This window comes from Pseudomonas flavocrustae (genome assembly GCF_029872515.1).
In the GTDB taxonomy this organism is placed as follows: domain Bacteria; phylum Pseudomonadota; class Gammaproteobacteria; order Pseudomonadales; family Pseudomonadaceae; genus Chryseomonas; species Chryseomonas aestiva.
Window position 1 is genome coordinate 172,241 of record NZ_JAPDIQ010000004.1, and the last position, 20,793, is coordinate 193,033.

At 67.0% G+C, this 20,793-nt stretch carries 16 protein-coding genes; 6 read left to right on the forward strand and 10 right to left on the reverse strand.

Annotation, left to right across the window (positions count from 1 at the left end; translation table 11 throughout):
- Position 1: 1 nt before the first annotated feature.
- The 5 genes from OMP44_RS11335 to OMP44_RS11355 all read right to left on the reverse strand — a co-directional run bounded on the left by OMP44_RS11335 (position 2) and on the right by OMP44_RS11355 (position 10,343).
- The gene (locus OMP44_RS11335) at positions 2-2,809 is read right to left on the reverse strand and encodes a monovalent cation/H+ antiporter subunit A (RefSeq protein ID WP_280308147.1); all 2,808 of its coding nucleotides are present in this window, start codon (positions 2,807-2,809) and stop codon (positions 2-4) included.
- Positions 2,810-3,241: 432 nt separating this feature from the next.
- A complete protein-coding gene (locus OMP44_RS11340; protein ID WP_280308150.1) occupies positions 3,242-4,675 on the reverse strand; it encodes a TolC family protein in 1,434 nt (477 codons plus the stop codon).
- Entirely contained in the window at positions 4,672-7,848 is a 3,177-nt protein-coding gene (locus tag OMP44_RS11345; protein ID WP_273862437.1) for an efflux RND transporter permease subunit, read from the reverse strand. The genes OMP44_RS11340 and OMP44_RS11345 overlap by 4 nt, the downstream gene beginning before the upstream one ends.
- A gap of 159 nt (positions 7,849-8,007) precedes the next feature.
- Positions 8,008-9,225: an efflux RND transporter periplasmic adaptor subunit gene (locus OMP44_RS11350; protein ID WP_133860010.1), complete on the reverse strand. Its 1,218-nt coding sequence runs from the start codon at positions 9,223-9,225 to the stop codon at positions 8,008-8,010.
- Between the two features lie 197 nt (positions 9,226-9,422).
- Positions 9,423-10,343, reverse strand: a complete 921-nt coding sequence (locus tag OMP44_RS11355) for a LysR family transcriptional regulator (protein ID WP_027597405.1) — start codon at positions 10,341-10,343, stop codon at positions 9,423-9,425.
- A gap of 149 nt (positions 10,344-10,492) precedes the next feature.
- Here OMP44_RS11355 and OMP44_RS11360 point away from each other — a divergent pair, with 149 nt between their 5' ends.
- Positions 10,493-11,509, forward strand: coding sequence for a zinc-dependent alcohol dehydrogenase family protein (locus OMP44_RS11360; protein WP_187980588.1), 1,017 nt, complete (start codon positions 10,493-10,495; stop codon positions 11,507-11,509).
- Positions 11,510-11,566: 57 nt separating this feature from the next.
- Here OMP44_RS11360 and OMP44_RS11365 read toward each other — a convergent pair whose 3' ends face one another.
- Both OMP44_RS11365 and OMP44_RS11370 read right to left on the reverse strand, forming a co-directional pair.
- Positions 11,567-12,628, reverse strand: coding sequence for an acyltransferase family protein (locus tag OMP44_RS11365; protein WP_133860008.1), 1,062 nt, complete (start codon positions 12,626-12,628; stop codon positions 11,567-11,569).
- A gap of 299 nt (positions 12,629-12,927) precedes the next feature.
- On the reverse strand, positions 12,928-13,224 hold the full coding sequence (locus OMP44_RS11370; protein ID WP_187980587.1) for a YciI family protein: 297 nt from the start codon (positions 13,222-13,224) through the stop codon (positions 12,928-12,930).
- Between the two features lie 197 nt (positions 13,225-13,421).
- Here OMP44_RS11370 and OMP44_RS11375 point away from each other — a divergent pair, with 197 nt between their 5' ends.
- Positions 13,422-14,375: an aliphatic sulfonate ABC transporter substrate-binding protein gene (locus OMP44_RS11375; RefSeq protein WP_280308157.1), complete on the forward strand. Its 954-nt coding sequence runs from the start codon at positions 13,422-13,424 to the stop codon at positions 14,373-14,375.
- Positions 14,376-14,514: 139 nt separating this feature from the next.
- Here the strand turns inward: OMP44_RS11375 and znuB are convergent, their stop codons facing one another.
- The 3 genes from znuB to OMP44_RS11390 are packed head-to-tail and all read right to left on the reverse strand — an operon-like array spanning position 14,515 to position 16,545.
- Positions 14,515-15,300, reverse strand: a complete 786-nt coding sequence (gene znuB / locus OMP44_RS11380) for a zinc ABC transporter permease subunit ZnuB (RefSeq protein WP_133860006.1) — start codon at positions 15,298-15,300, stop codon at positions 14,515-14,517.
- Complete coding sequence (gene znuC / locus OMP44_RS11385) at positions 15,293-16,063, reverse strand: zinc ABC transporter ATP-binding protein ZnuC (RefSeq protein WP_280308160.1); 771 nt, start codon at positions 16,061-16,063, stop codon at positions 15,293-15,295. The genes znuB and znuC overlap by 8 nt, the downstream gene beginning before the upstream one ends.
- A complete protein-coding gene (locus OMP44_RS11390) occupies positions 16,060-16,545 on the reverse strand; it encodes a Fur family transcriptional regulator (protein ID WP_133860004.1) in 486 nt (161 codons plus the stop codon). The genes znuC and OMP44_RS11390 overlap by 4 nt, the downstream gene beginning before the upstream one ends.
- Positions 16,546-16,610: 65 nt before the next feature.
- Between OMP44_RS11390 and znuA the strand changes: the two genes are divergently transcribed.
- The 4 genes from znuA to OMP44_RS11410 all read left to right on the forward strand — a co-directional run bounded on the left by znuA (position 16,611) and on the right by OMP44_RS11410 (position 20,698).
- Entirely contained in the window at positions 16,611-17,597 is a 987-nt protein-coding gene (gene znuA / locus OMP44_RS11395) for a zinc ABC transporter substrate-binding protein ZnuA (protein ID WP_280308164.1), read from the forward strand.
- Positions 17,598-18,115: 518 nt separating this feature from the next.
- Complete coding sequence (locus OMP44_RS11400; protein ID WP_007159882.1) at positions 18,116-18,793, forward strand: response regulator transcription factor; 678 nt, start codon at positions 18,116-18,118, stop codon at positions 18,791-18,793.
- Positions 18,790-20,184 carry an ATP-binding protein gene (locus OMP44_RS11405; protein ID WP_133860002.1) on the forward strand — a complete coding sequence of 465 codons (1,395 nt, stop codon included), beginning with the start codon at positions 18,790-18,792 and terminating at the stop codon, positions 20,182-20,184. Before OMP44_RS11400 ends, OMP44_RS11405 begins: the two co-directional genes overlap by 4 nt.
- A gap of 61 nt (positions 20,185-20,245) precedes the next feature.
- A complete protein-coding gene (locus OMP44_RS11410; protein ID WP_017642321.1) occupies positions 20,246-20,698 on the forward strand; it encodes a thioesterase domain-containing protein in 453 nt (150 codons plus the stop codon).
- Positions 20,699-20,793 lie beyond the last annotated feature (95 nt).

Below are 20,793 nucleotides of genomic sequence, written 5' to 3' on the forward strand. Positions count from 1 at the left end.
GCTAGAGCACCTCCTGGCTGGAACCGTCCGTGTCCTTTTCGTCCCGGCTGACGTGGCCCAGGTTGGAGAGGATCAGGAGGGTGGCGCCGACGACGGCGAGGTAGACCCCGAGATCGAAGATCAGCGCGGTGGCCAGTTCGGTCTTGCCGATCAGGGGGATGGCGAAGTAGTCGAAGGCGGTGGTCAGGAAGGGCCGGCCGAACGCCAGCGAGCCCAACCCGGTGAGGGCGGCGATCAGCACCCCGAGGCCGCAGAGGGCGTGGTAGCTGATCGGCAGGCGGCGCTGGGTCCAGGTCACGCCATGGGCCACGTACTGCAGGATCAGAGCGATGGCGGTGATCAGGCCGGCGATGAAGCCGCCACCCGGCAGGTTGTGGCCACGCACGAAGATGAAGGCCGATACCAGCAGCGCCAGCGGCAGCAGCACCCGGGCCACGTTGTTGAGGATCATCGGATGGCTGTCGCGCGACCAGGGCGTGCCCTTGGGGTCGACCAGCGGATGCGGCAGGTGCAGGTGCTTGAGCAGGCCATAGACGCCCGCCGCGGCGATGGCCAGCACGGTGATCTCGCCGAGGGTGTCGAAGCCGCGGAAGTCCACCAGGATGACGTTGACCACGTTGTAGCCACCGCCACCGGACACCGAATTGGCCAGGAAGAAGTCGCCAATGTCGGTATAGGGCCGGGTGAGCACGGCATAGGCCAGCAGCGCCACCAGCAGCCCCAGGCCGCCGGCCAGCAGGACGTCGCGCAGGCCGCGCAGGCTGCTGGATTCGATGGGGGTGCGATCGGGCATGAAGAACAGCGCCAGCACCAGCAGGATGATGGTCACCACCTCCACCGACAACTGGGTCAGCGCCAGGTCGGGCGCCGAATAGCGGGCGAACAGCAGCGAGACGATCAGCCCCACGGTGCTCAGGGTCATCAGCGCCTTGAGTCTATTGCGGTGGAAGAACACCGTCAGCACCGCGGTCAGCATCAGGATGCCCAGGCCCAGGGCGGTGAGCGGATCGAAGGGCGACAGGGCCACCGGGCCGTGAAGGCTGTCCAGGCCGGACAGCGCCGCCACCAGCAGCACCAGGGTGGCAGCCAGCATCAGCGCGATATAGCCCTGCAGCGAGCCGCTTTCCAGGCCGAGGGTCAGGCGTTGGGCGAAGCCAGTCAGCCGACTCATGCTCTTCTCGAAGACCTGGAGGGCATCGATGTCGGGCAGGCCCTGCTGCCAGCGGAACAGCGGCTGGCGGAAGGCATAGACCAGCACGCCGCCGACCATGGCGACAAGGCTCATCACCAGGGCGGTGTTGAAGCCGTGCCAGATGGACAGGCTGTAGTCGGGCAGACTGCCGCCGAGGGCGGCGCTGGCCCCGGCGGCCAGCAGCGGCGCCACGGTGTAGCCCGGCACCACGCCCACCAGCAGGCAGAGCAGCACCAGGATCTCCACCGGGATCTTCATGTAGCGCGGCGGTTCGTGGGGCGGATAGTGAGGCAGGTCGCGCGGTTCGCCGTTGAAGAAGACGTCGTGGATGAAGCGCAGCGAATAGGCCACCGAGAAGACCCCGTAGAGCACCGCCACCGCCGGCACGATCCAGCTGAAGCTGCCGAACAGGCCGTGGTTGAGGGTCTCGTTGAAGAACATCTCCTTGCTCAGGAAGCCGTTGAGCAGCGGCACCCCGCCCATGGCCGCGGCGGCGACCATGGCCAGCACCGCGGTGTGCGGCATGTAGCGCCAGAGTCCGGCCAGGCGGCGCATGTCGCGGCTGCCGGTCTCGTGGTCGATGATGCCGGCGGCCATGAACAGCGAGGCCTTGAAGGTGGCGTGGTTGAGGATGTGGAACACCGCCGCCACGGTGGACAGCTGGGTGTCGAGGCCGAACAGCAGGGTGATCAGGCCCAGGTGGCTGATGGTGGAGTAGGCCAGCAGGCCTTTAAGGTCGTGCTGGAACAGCGCCAGGATGGCGCCCACCACCAGGGTGGTGAGGCCGGTGAGGGTGACGATGTAGAACCACCATTCCGAATCGGCCAGTGCCGGATAGAGCCGCGCCAGCAGGAAGACTCCGGCCTTGACCATGGTCGCCGAGTGCAGGTAGGCCGAGACCGGCGTCGGCGCGGCCATGGCCTGGGGCAGCCAGAAGTGGAAGGGGAATTGTGCGGACTTGGTGAAGACACCGATCAGCACCAGGATCAGCGCCAGCGGATAGAGGGCATGGCCGGTGATCAGCGGGCCGGCGGCGAGGACGTCGGTGAGCTCGAAGCTGCCGACGATATGGCCGAGCAGGAGGATGCCGGCGAGCAGGGCCAGGCCGCCGCCGCCGGTGACGGTCAGCGCCATGCGCGCGCCCTGGCGGGCTTCCTTGCTGTGGCTCCAGAAGCCGATCAAGAGGAAGGACGACAGGCTGGTCAGCTCCCAGAACACCATCAGCAGCAGCAGATTCTCCGCCAGCACCACGCCCAGCATGGCGCCCATGAACAAGAGCAGGTAGGCGAAGAAGCGCCCGACCTTTTCATCCTTGCTCAGGTAATAGGTGGCATAGAGGATCACCAGCAGGCCGATGACCAGGATCATCAGCGCGAACATCAGCCCCAGGCCGTCCAGGCGCAGGCTGAGATTCAACCCCAGCGCCGGTAACCAGTCGACCCGGTGCAGCAGCACGGCGCCGTCCAGGACCGCGGGCAGCTGCGTGGCCAGCAGGGCCAGGGCCAGGGCGGGGGCCACGGCGGTGCCCAGGGCGCAGGCGCGCCGGCCGAAGCGATCAGTCGCCAGCGACAGCAGTGTTCCCAGGAAGGGCAACGCGATGATCAGCGCCAATACCATGCCTGCATCCTTTAGCTGAGCCGCCTCACGGCGGTTGGTAGATGGGGCTCCCTCAGACCTCGAGCGGCATTCGATCCCTTCACGCAGCGATCGCCTGAATGGCGAAAGGCGCAGAAATCGATGTTCGAGTTTCGTACAAGAACAGGAGGTTTAATAACCTAAGGTGATAATAAAAGAGAGACCACAAAATCCTAGCCCCGTCTCCCTTACAAAATATTAGGAAACAGCCAGGCAGCGTCCAGCACAGGACGCAAACGCCCGACGGGCGCTGTTCGGGTCTCACTGAGACCTCTGGGACGGGCTTTTGCTCAGATCTGTGCGGAGGAGGGCTACCCGGTGCGGTGCCCAAGGCACCGCACCGGGTAGCGGAAGAAAAAACCCGACACGCCAAAGGAGCAAGAGAACACGCGAGTCGGGGGTAAGCGCCGGCGGTTAGCGCGCCGGCGCGGGGGAAGCGTTGCCCTGGGCGAGACGGGTGGGTTGCACGTCCCAGCCGCCACCCAGGGCCTTGTAGAGGGCGACGATGCCGCGATAGAGCTCGATTTCGCCCTGGGCCTGCTGGTCTTCGGCGGCCAGGCGTTCGCGCTGGGCGTCGAGCAGCACCAGGAAGTCGGTACCCCCCTCGCGGTAGCGGATCTCGGCCTGGTCGGCGGCGGCGCGGCTGGCCACCGACTGGCGGATCAGCGCCTGCAGGCGCTCCTGGCGACGGCCATAGTCGCTAAAGGCGTTGGCACTCTCTTCCAGGGCGGTCAGCACCTGCTGCTCGTAGTTGGCCAGGGCCTCGTCGGAGCCGGCGCGGGCGCCGCGCAAGCGGGCGCGGACGCTGCCCAGGTCGAAGGCCGCCCAGCTGATGCTCGGGCCAAGGCCCCAGGCGCGGGCGGCACTGCTGCCGATCTGCGAGCCGCGTCCGGCGGTAAAGCCGAGAAAGCCCGAGAGACTGACCCGCGGGAAGAGGTCGGCGGTGGCCACGCCAACGTCGGCGGTGGCGGCGGCCAGCCGGCGTTCGGCGGCCGCCACGTCCGGCCGGCGGCGCAGCAGCTCGCCGGGATCGCCGATGGGCAGGCGCTTGACGATGGCCGGCAGGGCCTTGGGCGCGAGATCCACGCTCAGCGCATCGGGACGCTGGCCGAGCAGGGTGGCGATGCGATTGCGCGCGCGGGTGGCCTGAGCCTGGAATTCCGGCAGGCTGGCTTCGGTGGCGGCCAGGCGTGCCTCGCTGCGCTGCACGTCCAGGTCGCTGCCCATGCCTTCGTCCCTCAGGGTCACGGTCAGGCGGCGCGCCTCGCGCTGATTGCCCAGGTTGTCACGGGCGATGCGTTCGCGCAGTTGGGCGCCGCGCAGGTCGCCATAGGCGTCCACCAGTTCGGCGATCAGGCTGACCTGCAGGCCGGCGAGGTCGGAGGCCGCGGCTTCGGCGCGGGCATCGCTGGCTTCCAGGGTATGGCGGACGCGACCGAACAGGTCCAGCTCCCAGGCCATGTCCAGGCCCAGGTCATAGCGGTCGCTGTTGACCCGCTGTTCGGTGAAGCCGGGCTGCTGGGCCTTGCCGAGCTGGCTGCTGGCGCGACTGGTGACCGTGGGATAGAGATCGTTGGCGTCGTCGTCGCGCAGGGCGCGGGCGGCACGCAGCCGGGCGAAGGCCGCGCGCAATTCGCGGTTGCCGTCCAGGCTGCTGGCGACCAGAGCGTTGAGGGTCGGGTCCTCGAACTGGCGCCACCAGAGCGTCTCGAAGCGACCCTGGTCATAGACCGCGGGCTGCTGGCTGGCCTTGAGTTGCGCGGGCGCCTGCTCGGGCGCCTGGTAGTGCGGACCGACGGCGCAGGCGGAGACCGCCAGCGCCAGCAGCAGGGGAGCGAAAGCCTTCATGCCTGGGCCTCCTGGGCAACGGCGGAGCGGGCCTGGCGACGCTCCACGAAGGCGCGTACCAGCACATAGAACAGTGGCGTGAGCAGCAGGCCGAAGAAGGTCACCCCGAGCATCCCGGAGAACACCGCGACGCCCATGGCATGGCGCATCTCGGCGCCGGCACCGGTCGAGGTCACCAGGGGCACCACGCCCATGATGAAGGCGAAGCTGGTCATCAGGATGGGTCTCAGGCGCAGGCGGCAGGCCTCCAGCACCGCGGCGACGCGGTCCTTGCCGGTGGCCTGCTGGTCCTTGGCGAACTCGACGATGAGGATGGCGTTCTTGCACGCCAGGCCCACCAATACGATCAGGCCGATCTGGGTGAAGATGTTGTTGTCGCTGCCGGCCAGGATCACCCCGGTGATGGCCGAGAGCAGGGTCATGGGCACGATCAGGATCACCGCCAGCGGCAGACTCCAGCTCTCGTACTGGGCGGCCAGCACCAGGAAGGCCAGCAGCACGCAGAGCGGGAACACCAGCAGGGCGGTATTGCCGGAGAGGATCTGCTGGTAGGTCAGCTCGGTCCATTCGAAGGTCATGCCGTTGGGCAGCTCCTGCCTGAGCAGCCCCTCGATGGCCGCCTGGGCCTGGCCGGAGCTGTAGCCCGGGGCCGGCGCGCCGTTGATCTCGGCGGTCAGGAAGCCGTTGTAGTGCATCACCCGATCGGGGCCGGCGGTGTCGCTGATCTTGACGAAGGTGGACAGGGGCACCATCTCGCCGCGGTCGTTGCGCACCTTGAGCTGGCCGATCTGCTCGGGCTCCAGGCGGAAGCGCTGGTCGGCCTGGACGTTGACCTGGAAGGTACGGCCGAAGCGGTTGAAGTCATTGGCGTAGACCGAGCCCAGATAGGCCTGCAGGGTGTCGAAGATGGCGTCGATGGGCACGCCGTGGGTCTTGGCCTTCTCGCGATCGATGTGGGCATCGATCTGCGGCACGTTGACCTGGTAGCTGGTGAACAGCGACTCCGGCGCCAGCTCCGGCAGCTGCCGCGCCTTGGCCAGCACGCTCTGGGTCTGGGCGTAGAGCTCTTCGTAGCCCAGGTTGCCGCGGTCCTCCACCTGCAGGCGGAAGCCGCCGATGCTGCCCAGCCCCTGCACCGGTGGCGGCGGGAAGATGGCGATGATGGATTCCTGGATGGCGGCGAATTCGCCGTTCAGCTGGGCGGCGATGGCGCCAGCCGACAGCGAGGGATCACGGCGCTCCTCGAAGGGCTTGAGGGTCACGAAGACGATGCCGCTGTTGGGGCTGTTGGTGAAGCCGTTGATGGACAGGCCCGGGAAGGCCACGGTGCTTTCCACGCCCGGATGCTTGAGGGCGATGGCCGACATGCGGCGGATGACCTCTTCGCTGCGATCCAGGGTGGCGGCGTCGGGCAGCTGGGCGAAGGCCACCAGGTACTGCTTGTCCTGGGGCGGCACGAAGCCGGTCGGCGTCTTCACCAGCCCCAGGCCGGTCAGGCCCAGGAGGATCACATAGAGCACCAACACGATGGAGCCACCGCGCAGCACCCGGCGCACGGCGCCGACGTAGCCGTGGCTGGCTTTTTCGAAGAAGCGGTTGAAGGGGGCGAACAGCCAGCCACCGAACAGCCGGTCGAGCAGGCGCGAGAAGCGGTCCTTGGGCGCGTCGTGGCCCTTGAGCAGCACCGCGGCCAGGGCCGGCGACAGGGTCAGGGAGTTGAAGGCCGAGATCACCGTGGAGATGGCGATGGTCAGGGCGAACTGGCGATAGAACTGCCCGGTGAGACCGGAGATGAAGGCGGTCGGCACGAACACCGCGCAGAGCACCAGGGCGGTGGCGATGATGGGCCCGGTCACCTCGCCCATGGCGCGCCGGGTGGCGGCCACCGGATCGAGGCCGAGGCCGATGTTCCGTTCGACGTTTTCCACCACCACGATGGCGTCGTCCACCACGATGCCGATGGCCAGCACCAGGCCGAACAGCGACAGCGCATTGAGCGAGAAGCCGAAGGCGTGCATCACCGCGAAGGTGCCGATCAGTGACACCGGCACCGCCGCCAGCGGAATGATCGAGGCGCGCCAGGTCTGCAGGAACAGGATCACCACCAGCACCACCAGGATGATGGCTTCGAACAGGGTGTGCACCACGGCCTCGATGGAGCCGCGCACGAAGATGGTCGGGTCGTAGACGATCTCGTAGTCCATGCCCTGGGGGAAGCCCTGCTTGAGCTCGGCCATCTTGGCGCGCACCTGGTTGGACAGGTCGATGGCATTGCTGCCGGGGCGCTGGAAGATCGGGATGGCCACCGCCGGCTGGTTGTTCAGCAGGGATCTCAGGGCGTACTGGTTGGAGCCCAGTTCGATGCGGGCGATGTCGCGCAGCCGGGTGATCTGGCCGTCGCTGCCGGCGCGCACGATGATGTTGGCGAATTCCTCCTCATCCACCAGGCGGCCCTGGGTGTTGATGGCCAGCTGGAAGCTGGTGCTGCCGGGGGCCGGCGGCGCGCCGAGGGCACCGGCGGCGACCTGGCGATTCTGCTCGCGGATGGCGGTGACCACGTCGCTGGCGGTCAGGCCGCGCGAGGCGACCTTGTCCGGATCGAGCCAGACGCGCAGGGAATAGTCGCCCATGCCGAACAGCTGGACATCGCCCACGCCGTCCAGTCGCGCCAGTTCGTCCTTGACGTTGATCAGGGCGTAGTTGGACAGATAGAGCATGTCGTAGCGCTGATCCGGCGAGGTCAGGTGCACGACCATCGCCAGGTCCGGCGAGGCCTTGTCGGCGGTCACGCCGAGGCGCTGCACCTCTTCCGGCAGCTTGGGCAGGGTGCGGGTGACGCGATTCTGCACCTGCACCTGGGCGGTATCCAGGTTGGTGCCCAGGGCGAAGGTGATGGTCAGGGTCAGCTTGCCGTCGGCGGTGGACTGGGACGACAGGTAGAGCATGTGCTCCACGCCGTTCATGGCCTGCTCCAGGGGCGCGGCGACGGTCTCGCCGATCACCTTGGGGTTGGCGCCGGGAAAGGTGGCGCGCACCACCACGGTGGGCGGGACCACCTCGGGGTATTCGCTGATCGGCAGCTGGAACAGCGAGATGGCCCCGCCGATCAGGATGATCAGCGAGAGCACGGCGGCGAAGATCGGCCGGCGGATGAAGAACTGGGAGAAGTTCATCGGAGCAGTCCTTGAGCGAAAGGCGTGCAGAGGCGCAGCCATCCCGGCCATGGGCCGCTCCTACAGGCACGGACGCCATCGTGGGAGCGGTCCATGACCGCGATACCGCGATGCCTGGACGGGAGAAAGTCTGAAACGGGACGGGGTGGAGCCTGGGGTCTAGCGGCTACCTACCTTGAGCGGCTGGGTAGGTGCCGGCAGGCTGGCGAGGACCGCGTCGCGCTGGCGCTTGAGAGCAGCCAGGGTGGTGGCATCGGCCATGGGCACCGACTGGGCGTCGACGGTCATGCCCGGGCGCACCCGCTGCAGGCCGTTGACCACGATGCGATCGCCGGCTTCCAGCCCCTTGCGCACGATGCGCAGGCCTTCCAGGCGCGGACCCAGGTCGACGGTGCGATAGGCCGTCTTGCTCTGGCCATCCACCACCAGCACGAATTTCTTGCCCAGGTCGGTGCCCACGGCGGCGTCCTGGATCAGGGTACCGTCGTAGGTGCCGCTGCCCACCAGGCGCAGCCGGGCATAGAGCCCCGGGGTGAAGCGACCGTCGGCGTTGTCGAACACGGCGCGACCATGGATGGTGCCGGTGCGCGGATCGAGCTGGTTGTCCATGAAGTCCATGTGGCCTTCATGGGAGAAGTCGTCCTCGTTGGACAGCGCCATGTAGACCGGGCTGGCCGTACCGCGCTGACCCTGGCGGGCCAGGGCCTGCTGCTTGAGGAAGACACGCTCGTCGGCGTCGAAATAGGCATAGACCTTGTCGGTGGAGACCAGGGTGGTGAGGCGGGTGTCGCCGGCGTTGACCAGGTTGCCGGCGGTCACCTCGGCGCGGCCGACGCGCCCGTCGATGGCGGCGCGGACCTCGGTGAAGCCCAGATTCAGGCGCGCGGCATCCAGTTGTGCCTGGGCGGCGGCGACGCTGGCCTTGGCTTCTTGGGCGGCGCTGCGGCGAGCCTCGACGATTTCCGCGGAGATGGCGTTGCTGCTGCGCAGGCGTTCGCCGCGGGCGGCTTCGTCGGCGGTGCGACTGGCGCTGGCGCGGGCCTGTTGCAGCTCGGCTTCGAGGCGCTTGACCTCGGCCTGGAAGGGGCGCGGATCGATCTGCAGCAGCAAGTCGCCACGCTTGACCCGGGCACCCTCGTGGAAGAGCACGCGGTCGACGTAGCCGGAAACGCGCGGACGCACCACCACGGACTCGGGCGCTTCCAGGCGGCCGGTCACCTCGTCCCATTCCACCACCGGCTGACGCAGCACCTCTGCGGCGCTTACCTTGGGCGCGGGCGGCGCGGCGCTGGCCTGGGGATGGGAATCGCCGCAGGCGGCAAGGAACAGGGTTGAGGTCAGGGCCAGGGGGCCGAGGGTTTTCGCGAAGAGATCCATGTTCGAGTCCGCCCGAGGTGGAAAGAGGTCAGGGAGGCGAGTCTGCCGCCGGGGAAGGGCGACGACGAATCGAAGGGCTCGAACTTATTTATCGATGACGGTGATGGTTTTGCCGTAGGTATCGCTGGCGGTGATGGCCCTTGCTGAAAAGGGCCGTTGTTGAGCCGTTCTGCCGGATCGAGCGCAGGGTCCGTGTCTCAAAGACTGTCCGGATCGCCAATGAACATCTGGATGCGCGACCTCAGCCAGCGTTCGCCGGGGTCGTGATCCTGGGCGCCGCTCCAGGCCATGGGCAATTCATGGCTGCCGTCGCGCAGCTCTTCCGGCGGGTCTTCGTACCTCAGACCACCGGTGCTGGCCAGCAGGCGCGCGGTGTAGTCCGGCACCATCACCAGCAGATCGGTTTCCGCCAGCAGCGACCCCAGGCCATTGAACTGGGGCACCGCCAGCACCACCCGGCGCTGGCGACCGAGCTTGTCGAGCAACTCGTCGATATAGCCGGTGAGATCGCCGGCATAGGACACCAGAGCATGGGGGCGGGCGCAGTATTCGTCCAGGGTCAGGCGCCCGGGCTTGCTGTCGGCGCGCAGCACCTTGAAGCCGAAGCGGCGCACCGGCCGGCGCTTGGCATTGGCCGGCAATTCCTCGGTATAGCCCACCGCCACGGTGATCTCGCCGGAGGCCAGCATGCCGGCGGCGGTCAGGTAATTCATCCGCCGCACCACCAGGGTGGTGCCGGGTGCCTCGATGCGGATGCGCCTGAGCAGCGGCGGCAGCAGGGCGAATTCGACGTCGTCGGACAGGCCGACGCGAAATACCCGGTCGGCGCTGGCCGGCTCGAAACTCTGGGTGCGGCTCACCGCGCTGGAGATCTGGTCCAGTGCCGGCGACAGCAGGGCGGCGATCTCCTGGGCCCGCGGGGTGGGTTCCATGCTGCGCCCGGTGCGGACGAACAGCGGATCGTCGAACAGGGTGCGCAGCCGCGCCAGGGCGGCGCTGATCGCCGGCTGGCCGAGGAACAGCTTTTCCGCGGCACGGGTGACGCTGCGCTCGAGCATCAGGGTCTCGAACACGATGAGCAGGTTGAGGTCGACGCGACGCAGATCGGTACGGTTCATTCAGGCCCCGGCAGGGAGTGGATCGATACCCCCGATGTCCATTATCGATGGGGATGCATAGAATCCTAAGGGAAGGCTGGTTAGAGTCCTAGTCATAGCAGTCCGCCTCGGCAAACGTCCCGGGGTTGGCATCAACGCGAGGTAATGCCATGTCCCGCCTGATCCAGTTCACTGAATTCGGCCCGCCGGAGGTGCTCGCCTGCATCGACCGACCCACGCCCGTGGCGGGTCCCGGCGAGGTGCTGGTGCGGGTCCAAGCCATCGGCGTGAGCTGGTACGACGTGCTCTGGCGGCAGAATCTGGCGCCCGAGCAGGCCGTGCCGCCGGCCGGTCTCGGCTGCGAGCTGGCCGGGGTGGTCACCGCCCTGGGCGAGGGCGTGGCCGACCTGGCGGTGGGCGATCGCGTGGCCAGCTTCCTGGGGCACGACATCAATCGCTACCCGGCCTATGGCGACGACCTGGTCTATCCGGCCACCTCCCTGGTGCGCTACCCGGACGTGCTCACCCCGGTGGAAGCCGCGGTGCACTACAACCCGCTGCTCACCGTCTACACCGCGCTGATGCACCAGGCCCGGCTGCAACCGGGCGAATGGGTGCTGATCACCGATGCCAGTCGCTGCTGCGGCCCGGCCTCCATCCAGCTGGCCAAGGCCCTGGGTGCCCGGGTCATCGCCAGTACCCACGATGCCGGCGACCGTGACTACCTGCGGGAGCTGGGTGCGGAAAGGGTCATCGCCGCCGAGGAAGAGGATCTGGTCAGCCGCATCGCCAGCATCACCGACGGCGTCGGCGTGCACGTCGCCCTGGATGCCCTGGGCGGTCCGCAACTGGCGCTGCTCGGCGAGGCCATGGCGCCCCGCGGCCGGCTGCTGCTCTACGGCCTCAACGGGGGCAACCAGACCCCGCTGCCGGCCTGCGCGGCCTTCAAGAAGAAATTCAAGCTCTACATCCACTGCGTGCAGGACTTCACCGGCCAGCCGGAGATGGGCCTGGAAGCCGATTGCGCTGCGGTGCGCGAAGCCCTGCAGCACATCGACCAACTGACCCGCGATCGCCTGCTCAAGGCGCAGATCAAGCAGGTCTTTCCCTTCGAGCAGTTCGTCGAGGCCCACCGCTGCATGGAGCAGTGCCCAACCCGGGGCCGCGTCGTCCTCAGCGTCGAGTGATGTGCCGATAATAAAAAACCCACGCCTTGGCGTGGGTTTTTTTCATGGCCGCTCGGCCTAGGCGGCGGCTTTCTTCTGCAGCGGCGGCGTGGCGCGGTTGACCCGCGTCTTGGCGCCGAAGAAGGCCACGCTGAGGAAGTGCAGCGGACTGATCCGTTCCAGCACCAGCTTGAGCGCCACCGGCAGGAACAGGCCCATGACCATGCTGACGGTAAAGACCACCCAGACGTCGTGCACCTGCAGCTTGTTCAGCACGATGCGCGCACCGGCGGTGCCGAAGACGTGGAACAGGTAGATCTCGAAGGAGAAGTAGCCCAGCCAGGCCAGCGGCTTGAAATAGAAGCGGCGGGCGATCAGCAGGCTGATGGCGGCGAGGCCCAGGGCAGTGCCCACCACGGCCATGTCGCCTTCGTCGAGATCGACCAGCTCGAACAGGTAGGCCTGGTCGATCGCCACCAGGATCACCAGGGCCACGGCCATGGTCACGACATTGCGTTGGGTGATGAGCTGCGCGCCGAAGCGGTAGAGACCCAGCCCCAGCAGGAAGAAGGGGAACAGCTGCACCGCCTTGTAGAGGCTGAACAGGTCCGGGAAGCTCTCCCAGGCGAAGGACGCCGCCAGGGCCACGGCGAACACCAGGCCGAAGTTGCGCAAGGTCAGCAGCAGCCCGGCCTTCTCCAGCAGGGCGATCACCACGAAGATGCAGAAGATCGACTGCAGGAACCAGAAGTGCGCGTAGCTGAAGAAGTAGATGCTGAAGATATCGGTCAGCTGCGGCTTGTAGTTGGTGTTGGGCACCGCCATCTGCAAGGCGAAGAACAGCGTGGACACCACCAGCAGGGGAATGCCGATGCGTTTGAACTTGCCCTGGTAGAAGCGCGACAGGTCGCTGCCGGTATTCACCGGGCGCAGCGCGTAGACGTAGCCGGAGATGGCGGTGAACAGCGGCATCCGGACATAGACGAGGGAATCGTAGAGATAGCGCAGCACCGATTCGTCGGGCACCTTCATGCCCAGGGTCGACGAACTGCCGATGACATGGCCCGCTACCATCAGAAACAGCGCCAGTCCGCGAATCGTCTCGATGCGCAGATCCTTTTCAGGCGTGGTCTTGGTCATGCTGAGTCCTCTGTACTAGCTAAGCGAGACAGCGTTTCCACGGGAGTGGGAAAGGATGTCGGCGCATCAGATCATCTGAGCCCGGTGAGCTTAGGCTAGTTCGTTAGCTTCCTTGCGGTAAGGACGGGAAAAGTCCGGCTTTTCTTGCGCTGCATCACTTTTCTGTGAATCGATTCCTGGAAGTGTGAACTTGCAACGGCTGCGAACGGCGTTGATTAAGGTGGCATTGTGCCAGTTTTAAGGCTTTCTTAAGCCAGATGGCGTAAGCACGGCGGCCGTATCGGCCGCCGGTTCGATCTTCAGACGAACGCCTTGCCGTCCAGAATCGCCTTGCGCCAGCGGGAGATGCGCACCTCACCCGGCAGACCGGCGCTGGTGAAGGGATCGCGGGCGATGAAGGCTTCCGCCTCGGCGCGGGTTTCCACATCGACGATGTAGACGCTGCCGCTGGCGGTCTCGCCATCGTCACTGAGCTTGGCGCCGCAGGCCAGCAGGGCCGCGGCGTTCTCGCGCAGGAAATCCAGGTGGGCCGGGCGATGCTGCTGGCGCAGGGCCAGGCTGTCCGGCTTGTCGAAGGTCTCGATCAGAAAAGGCATGGCAGGCTCCGAGAGGGGCGACGGCCCGGGTGGCCGTCGCTGGCGCAGGGTGGCGCGATCCTGGTGTCAGCGTCAATCGGACCTTGGCCTGCTCTCTCTGCCCGGCCCGGTCATAGCCTTAGCAGAGAAACGTATTAAACATTTTGGTCTAGGTAGGCCAGGCTTACCTTTCCAAATGGAATATCAGGAAGGTCGCCATGTTTCGCTCCCCTCTCCGACGCTGGCTGGCGCAGGGCGCCGTTCTGCTACTGGCACTCGGGATGCTCGCCCCGGCCCAGGCCGCCGACCAGGTCCTGCGCATTGGCTATCAGAAGGGCGGCGGTCTGCTGGCGGTGCTCAAGGCCCAGGGCACTCTGGAGCAGGCCCTGGGCGCCCAGGGCTATCAGGTGAGCTGGCGCGAATTCCAGGCCGGCCCCCAGTTGCTGGAGGCCCTCAACGCCGGCAGCATCGACGTCGGCTACACCGGTTCACCGCCGCCGATCTTCGCCCAGGCGGCCGGGATCGACCTGGTCTACCTGAGCGCGGAACCGGCCAGCGAGGCGGTGGAGGCCATCCTGGTGCCGACCGCCTCGCCGATCCATGACGTCGCCGGCCTCAAGGGCAGGAAGGTGGCGGTGCAGAAGGGCTCGAGCGCCAACTTCCTGCTGGTGGCCGCCCTGGAAAAGGCCGGGCTGAGCTTCAAGGACATCCAGCCGGTCTATCTGCCGCCAGCCGATGCCCGCGCCGCCTTCGTCAACGGCTCGGTGGACGCCTGGGTGGTCTGGGATCCCTATCTCGCGGCCATCCAGCAGAGCCAGCCGGTGCGCGTGCTCGCCGACTACCAGGGACTGCTGCACGCCAACAGCTTCTATGAGGGTTCCCGCCGTTTCGCCGACGCCCATCCCGCGGCGATCCGGCTATTGCTGGCGGAACTGGCCAAGGCGGGCGCCTGGGCCAATGCCCACAAGCCCGAGGTGACGCGCATCCTGGCTGCCCAGATCGGGCTGCCGGAAACGGTGATCGCCACCTGGCAGGCGCGTACCGGTTATGGCGCGACGGCGCTGACGCCGGAGATCATCGCCACCCAGCAGCGGACCGCGGACATCTTCAAGGCCCAGGGGCTGATTCCCCGGGCGGTGGATGTCAGTCAGGCGGTCTGGCGGGCGCCCTAGGACACCGTTCAAAGTTTCGCGAGCTAGAGCCAGGCAAGGCTAAAATGGCTGAGGAAGCGGAGTTTAGTGGTGCTAAATGAGCATTCCGAAGCCATTTTCAACGCCGGCTGGCCGACGCGTAGCAGACTTTGAGCAGTCTCTAGGCGCGGCGGGGCAGGAGGTAACCCAGCAGAAACATCCCGGCGGCGGCCACCACCACCGAGGGGCCGGCCGGGGTGTCCTGGTACCAGGACAGCGTCAGGCCCAGGCAGACCGCGGCCATGCCCAGCAGGCTGGCGCCACAGGCCATCTGCTCGGGGCTGCGGGCATGGCGCTGGGCGGTGGCGGCGGGAATGATCAGCAGCGAGGTGATCAGCAGCACCCCGACGATCTTCATGGCCACGGCGATGACGATGGCCACCAGCAGCATCAGCGCCAGGCGGATCCAGGTTACCGGCAGGCCTTCGACCTGGGCCAGCTCCTCGTGCACGGTGATGGCCAGCAGCGGACGCCACAGGCAGGCCAGGGCCACCAGCACCACGGCGCTGCCGCCAAGGATCCAGCGCAGATCGGCCGGGCCCACCGCCAGCAGATCGCCGAACAGGTAGCTCATCAGGTCGATGCGCACCTCGTGCATGAACGACAGCGCCACCAGGCCCAGCGACAGGGTGCTGTGGGCAAGGATGCCCAGCAGGGTGTCGGCGGCCAGGCCGCGGCGGCGCTGCAGCACCACCAGCACCACGGCCAGCGCCAGGCAGCCGACGGTGACGGTCAGGGTCGGACTGACATCCAGCAGGAAGCCCACGGCGACCCCGAGCAGGGCGGCGTGGGACAGGGTGTCGCCGAAATAGGCCATGCGCCGCCAGACCACGAAGGAGCCGAGGGGACCGGCGACGAGGGCGAGGGCGAGACCGGCGAGCAGGGCATACAGCAGGAAATCAGCCATGCTTGCAGTGGGCTCCATGGACATGCGGGGTCTTGACCACGCTGCCATGCAGGTCGTGGGCGTGATCGTGGTGATGGTGATAGATGGCGAGGTTGCGCGCACTCTGGCCGAACAGCGCCTGATAGGCCGGATCGCCGCTGACCTGCTCGGGATGGCCGGAGCAGCAGATGTGGCGATTCAGGCAGATCACCTGGTCGGTGGCGCCCATCACCAGATGCAGGTCGTGGGAGACCATCAGCACGCCGCAGCCATGGCGCTCGCGCAACTGGCCGATCAGTCGGTACAGCTCGCTCTGGCCGTTGATGTCGACGCCCTGCACGGGCTCGTCGAGCACCAGCAGCTCGGGCTGGCGAAGCAGCGCGCGGGCCAGCAGCACCCGCTGCAGCTCGCCGCCGGAAATGCTCTGCAGGGGACTGTCGATGACGCCCTCTGCGCCTACCTCACCCAGGGCGGCCAGGGCACTGGCGCGATTCACGCCCGGCACCAGGCGCAGGAAGCGCAGCACCGACAGTGGCAGGGTGGCATCCACCTGCAGCTTCTGCGGCATGTAGCCGATGCGCAGCCGCGGGCGACGCCAGACACTGCCGCGATCGGGCGTGAGCAGGCCGAGCACGCTGCGCACCAGGGTGGTCTTGCCGGCGCCATTGGGGCCGATGAGGGTGACGATGCGGCCGGGGTCCAGGGTCAGGCTGACCTGGTCGAGCACCGCCTGGCCGGCAAAGGTCACGCCGACATCCTGCAGCCGGATCAGCGCCTCGCTCATGCCTGCTTCCGGCAGGCGGCGCACTGACCGACCACTTCTACGGTCTGGCCTTCCACCTGGAAGCCCACGGCGCTGGCGCCGTCGAGGATGGCCTGGTGCACCGCTGGCTGTTCCAGCTCGATGCTCACCTGACAGCTGCGGCAGATCAGGAACTGGCCCTGATGGGCCTCGCCGGGATGGTTGCAGCCGACGAAGGCGTTGAGCGAGGCGATGCGGTGCACCAGGCCGTTCTCGACCAGGAAATCCAGCGCCCGGTAGACGGTGGGCGGCGCGGCGCGGCGGCCGTCCTGCTCGCTGAGCACGGCCAGGATGTCGTAGGCGCCAAGCGGCTTGTGGCTTTGCCAGACCAGCTCCAGCACCCGCTTGCGCAGGTCGGTGAGGCGCACGCCGGCGCGGCTGCAGAGTGTGTCGGCCTCGGCCAGCGCGTGGGCGACGCAGCGCGAATGATCGTGGGGCCGAAAGGCCAGGGGGGCGTCGGACATGAAACAGTACCTTGGGAGCCAGGACGTTATTATATTGCACCTCTCTTAAGAATCGGGATTTTCACGTGCCGCGCCTCCTACCCCTCGTCGCCTCCCTGCTGCTCGCCTGCACCCTGCTGCCCGCCCAGGCCGAGGTGAAGGTGCTGACCAGCATCAAACCCCTGCAACTGATCGCTGCGGCCATCCAGGATGGCGCCGGCCAGCCGGCCGTGCTGCTGCCGCCGGGCGCCTCGCCGCACCATTACGCCCTGCGGCCCTCGGACCTGCGCCAGGTGCGCGAGGCCAACCTGGTCTACTGGATCGGCCCGGATCTGGAGACCTTCCTGCCGGCGGTGCTCAAGGACCGCCAGGGTCCCAGCCTGGCCATCCAGGAATTGCCCGGCCTGCACCTGCGCCGCTTCGGCGTAGAGCATGCGGACGCCCATGACGACGATCACGGCGATGAGCACGAGCACGATCACGAGCATGCGCACGGTGATGAACAGGGCGGCGAACCGGAATACGCCCACGACCACGACCATCGTCCGGGCAGCCTGGATGCCCATCTCTGGCTGAGCCCCGCCAATGCCCGGGTGATCGCCACCCGGCTGGCCGCCGACCTGAGCCAGGCCGATCCGGCCAATGCGCAACGCTACGCAGCTAACCTCAAGACCTTCGAAAGCGCACTGGCCGCCAAGGAGCAGAGCCTGCGCACCCAGCTGGCGCCGCTGGCCGGCAAGCCCTATTTCGTCTTCCACGAGGCGTTCGACTATTTCGAGGAAGCCTATGGCCTGAGCCATCGCGGCGTCTTCGCCCTGGGCGCCGACGTCCAGCCCGGCGCCCGTCACGTGGCCGCCATGCGCGAAGAACTCAAGGCCGCCGGCCCGACCTGCGTCTTCACCGAGCCGCCGCTTCAGCCAAGGATCGCCACCACCCTGAGCAGCGGTCTGCCGGTGACCCTGGTGGAACTCGATCCCCTCGGCGCAGGCATCCCGGTCGGTGCTCAAGGCTATGCCCAGCTCCTGCAGACCGTGGCCGACACCCTGGGCGGCTGCCTGGGCAAGCTGCCCTGAACCCCTGCCGGGCGACGGATCGGCAACCGCTGCCATCCGTCGCTCTCGGGCCACTTCGCGGTCGTTCAGCTTGCGTTCAGGACGAGTTCAGGCAGCGTTCAGGGCCATTGGCCTAATCTGCAACTGTCAGATCAGCAACGCCGAGGTCGCCCGGACATGTTCACCCTAGCGCAGCTCCCGCTACGGCAGATCGTCCGGACACTTCGACCCGACCTGGCGATGTTCATCCTTGTAACTCCACTGCAGGGTCACCAAGTCAGCTCTGGTCCCCTGTAGCCGTCTCGCGACGGAGCCGTCCCCCAACGGCAGTTTCCGATCCCCATGAAGTGCTCCTTACCTCTCCAACTGGAGAGGTTTTTTTTGCCTGGAATAAAGTGAGTGACCCCGTCCATGCCTCACCCGCGCTCGCCGTCAGCCCGCCAAAGCCGCCATAATCGGTGCCGGGGCGTCGCTGCGCGCAGCGTGAGCTACGTGCGGTCGCAGCCACAGAGAGTCTCGTTAGCTGTTCAGGAGTCTGCATGAAGATCCTCGTCGTCGAAGACGAAAACCTGCTGCGCCACCACCTCAAGGTGCGTCTGGGTGAAGCCGGTCATGTCGTCAATGCCGTGGCCGATGCGGAAGAAGCGCTCTACAGCGCCCGCGAATTCCACCACGATCTCGCCATCATCGACCTGGGCCTGCCCGGCATGAGCGGCCTCGATCTGATCCGTCAGCTGCGCAACCAGGGTGCCACCCTGCCGATCCTCATCCTCACGGCCCGCGGCAGCTGGCAGGACAAGGTCGAGGGCCTCGGTGCCGGGGCTGACGACTACGTGGTCAAGCCCTTCCAGTTCGAAGAGCTGGAGGCGCGCCTCAATGTGCTGCTGCGCCGCTCGGCGGGTTTCGTCCAGCCGAGCATCCGCGCCGGCTCGCTCAAGCTGGACCTGGGCCGCCAGCAGGCCTTCAACGAAGAACAGCCGCTGCAGCTGACCGCCTACGAATACCGGCTGCTGGAATACCTGATGCGCAACCACCAGCAGGTGATCACCAAGGAGCGGCTCATGGAGCAGCTCTACGACGATGACGGCGAGCACGACAGCAACGTCATCGAGGTGCTGGTCGGCCGCCTGCGGCGCAAGCTGGAAGCCAGCTGCCAGATGCAACCCATCGAAACGGTCCGGGGCCGCGGCTACCTGTTCACCGAGCGCTGCCAGTGATCCGTTCCTTTCGCGTGCGGCTGCTGCTCAGCGCGGCGCTGCTGGTGATCGTCTGCCTGGCGCTGATCGTGCCGGCGATCCGCAATGCCTTCGACCGTACCGTGGAAAACTTCGTCGCCGCGCGGCTGGAGGCCAACGCCAACACCCTGATCGGCGCGGCGCGGGCCATCGACGGGCGCCTGGCGATGCCGGAAATGATCGCCGAGGAGGTCTTCGACCGACCCGGTTCGCCGATCCTCGGCTATGTCTACGACCAGAACGGTCGCCTGCTCTGGCGCTCGCGCTCGGCGATCAAGGAGCGGCCCAACTACCGGCCGACCTTCGACGGCGGCGGGGTCAAGCTGGTCAAGGCCACCGATGACCAGGGCCAGGGCTTCTTCGTCTTCGATCGCGAGGTGCTGCTGGGCAATCCGCCGGTGGCCGGCTTCAGCGTGGTCACCATGCAGCCGGCCGAGGAATACGAACGGCTGCGCGCGACCTTCGTGCATCAGGTGATTCTCTGGCTGGTCGGGGTGCTGGGTGCGCTGCTGGTATTGCTGGCCCTGGTCATGCAGTGGAGCCTGAGACCGCTGCGCCGCCTCAGCCAGCAGCTGGACGCGGTGGAAACCGACCAGCGCGAGCTGCTCGACGAAAAGAACGTGCCCAGCGAGATCAGCCGCCTGATCCGCTCGCTCAACCGCCTGCTCGATCACGAACGGCTGCAACGCGAGCGCTACCGCGACACCCTGGGCGATCTGGCCCACAGCCTGAAGACCCCCTTGGCGGTGTTGCAGGGCGTGACCGAAGAGTTGCGCCGGCAGCCGCAGCTGGATCAGGAGGTCGGCACCCTGCAGACCCAGATCGAGCGCATGAACCAGCAGGTGATGTACCAGTTGCAGCGGGCCACCCGCCAGGGCGGCGCGGTGCTCAGCCGGCCGCTGGAACTGGCGCCGCTGCTGGACTCCCTGTTCAGCACCCTGGACAAGGTCTATGCCGAGAAACGCGTCCAGGCCGAGATGGACCTGCCGCCGAATCTAAGGGTGCAGGCCGAGGAGGCCGCCATGCTGGAGGTGTTCGGCAATCTCCTGGAAAACGCCTATCGGCTCTGCCTGACCCAGGTGCGGGTCAGCGCCCGTCGCCATACCGAGCACTGGGTGCTCGATATCGAGGACGACGGCCCGGGCATCCCTGCCGAACGGCGCGAAAGCGTGCTGCGCCGCGGCATGCGCATGGACAGCCGGCACCCGGGGCAGGGCATCGGCCTGGCGGTGGTGCAGGACATACTCGAAGGCTATCGCAGCAGCCTGACCATCGACGAGTCGAGTCTGGGCGGCGCTCGTATCCGCTTCCGCCTGCCGGCGGCGATTTCCCCGGAGCGGCCTTCCTTGGTGCACAATGGCGCCAGGACGTGACCCATGGGTCATGGCTTGCGTCTGCTCCTGATAGTGAAATTCTGTCTGTAAGGACCCCGGCATGAGCCGCGACTGCCGTCACCTCGAATCCCTGTTGCACCACGATATTCCCATCACCAAGGCCCTGGGCCTGGAAGTCCGCGACTGGAGCGAGCAGCGCCTGCAGCTGCATGCTCCGCTGGATGCCAACATCAACCACGCCAGCACCATGTTCGGTGGCAGTCTCTATTGCGTGGCCGTGCTGGCCGGCTGGGGCTGGCTGTACCTGCGGCTGCGCGAAGCCGGCATCGAAGAAGGCCACATCCTCATCCAGGAAGGCCAGATCAGCTATCCGCGGCCCATCACCGCCGACGCCCTGGCCTATGGCGAACCGCCCGAAGCCCGCGCCTGGGAACGCTTCGAGACCACCTTCCGCCGCCGCGGTCGCGCGCGCATCACCCTGCAGTCGCGCATCGTCACCGAGAGCGGTGAGGATGGGGTGCGCTTTACCGGTCAGTACGTGCTGCACCGCTGAAAGCTTGTCCAAAGTCTGCTGCGCGTTGGCCAAACTGCGTTGAAAAGACCCTGGGCCGCCAGCCCGGTCGGAATGCTCATTTACCAATCGTAAAC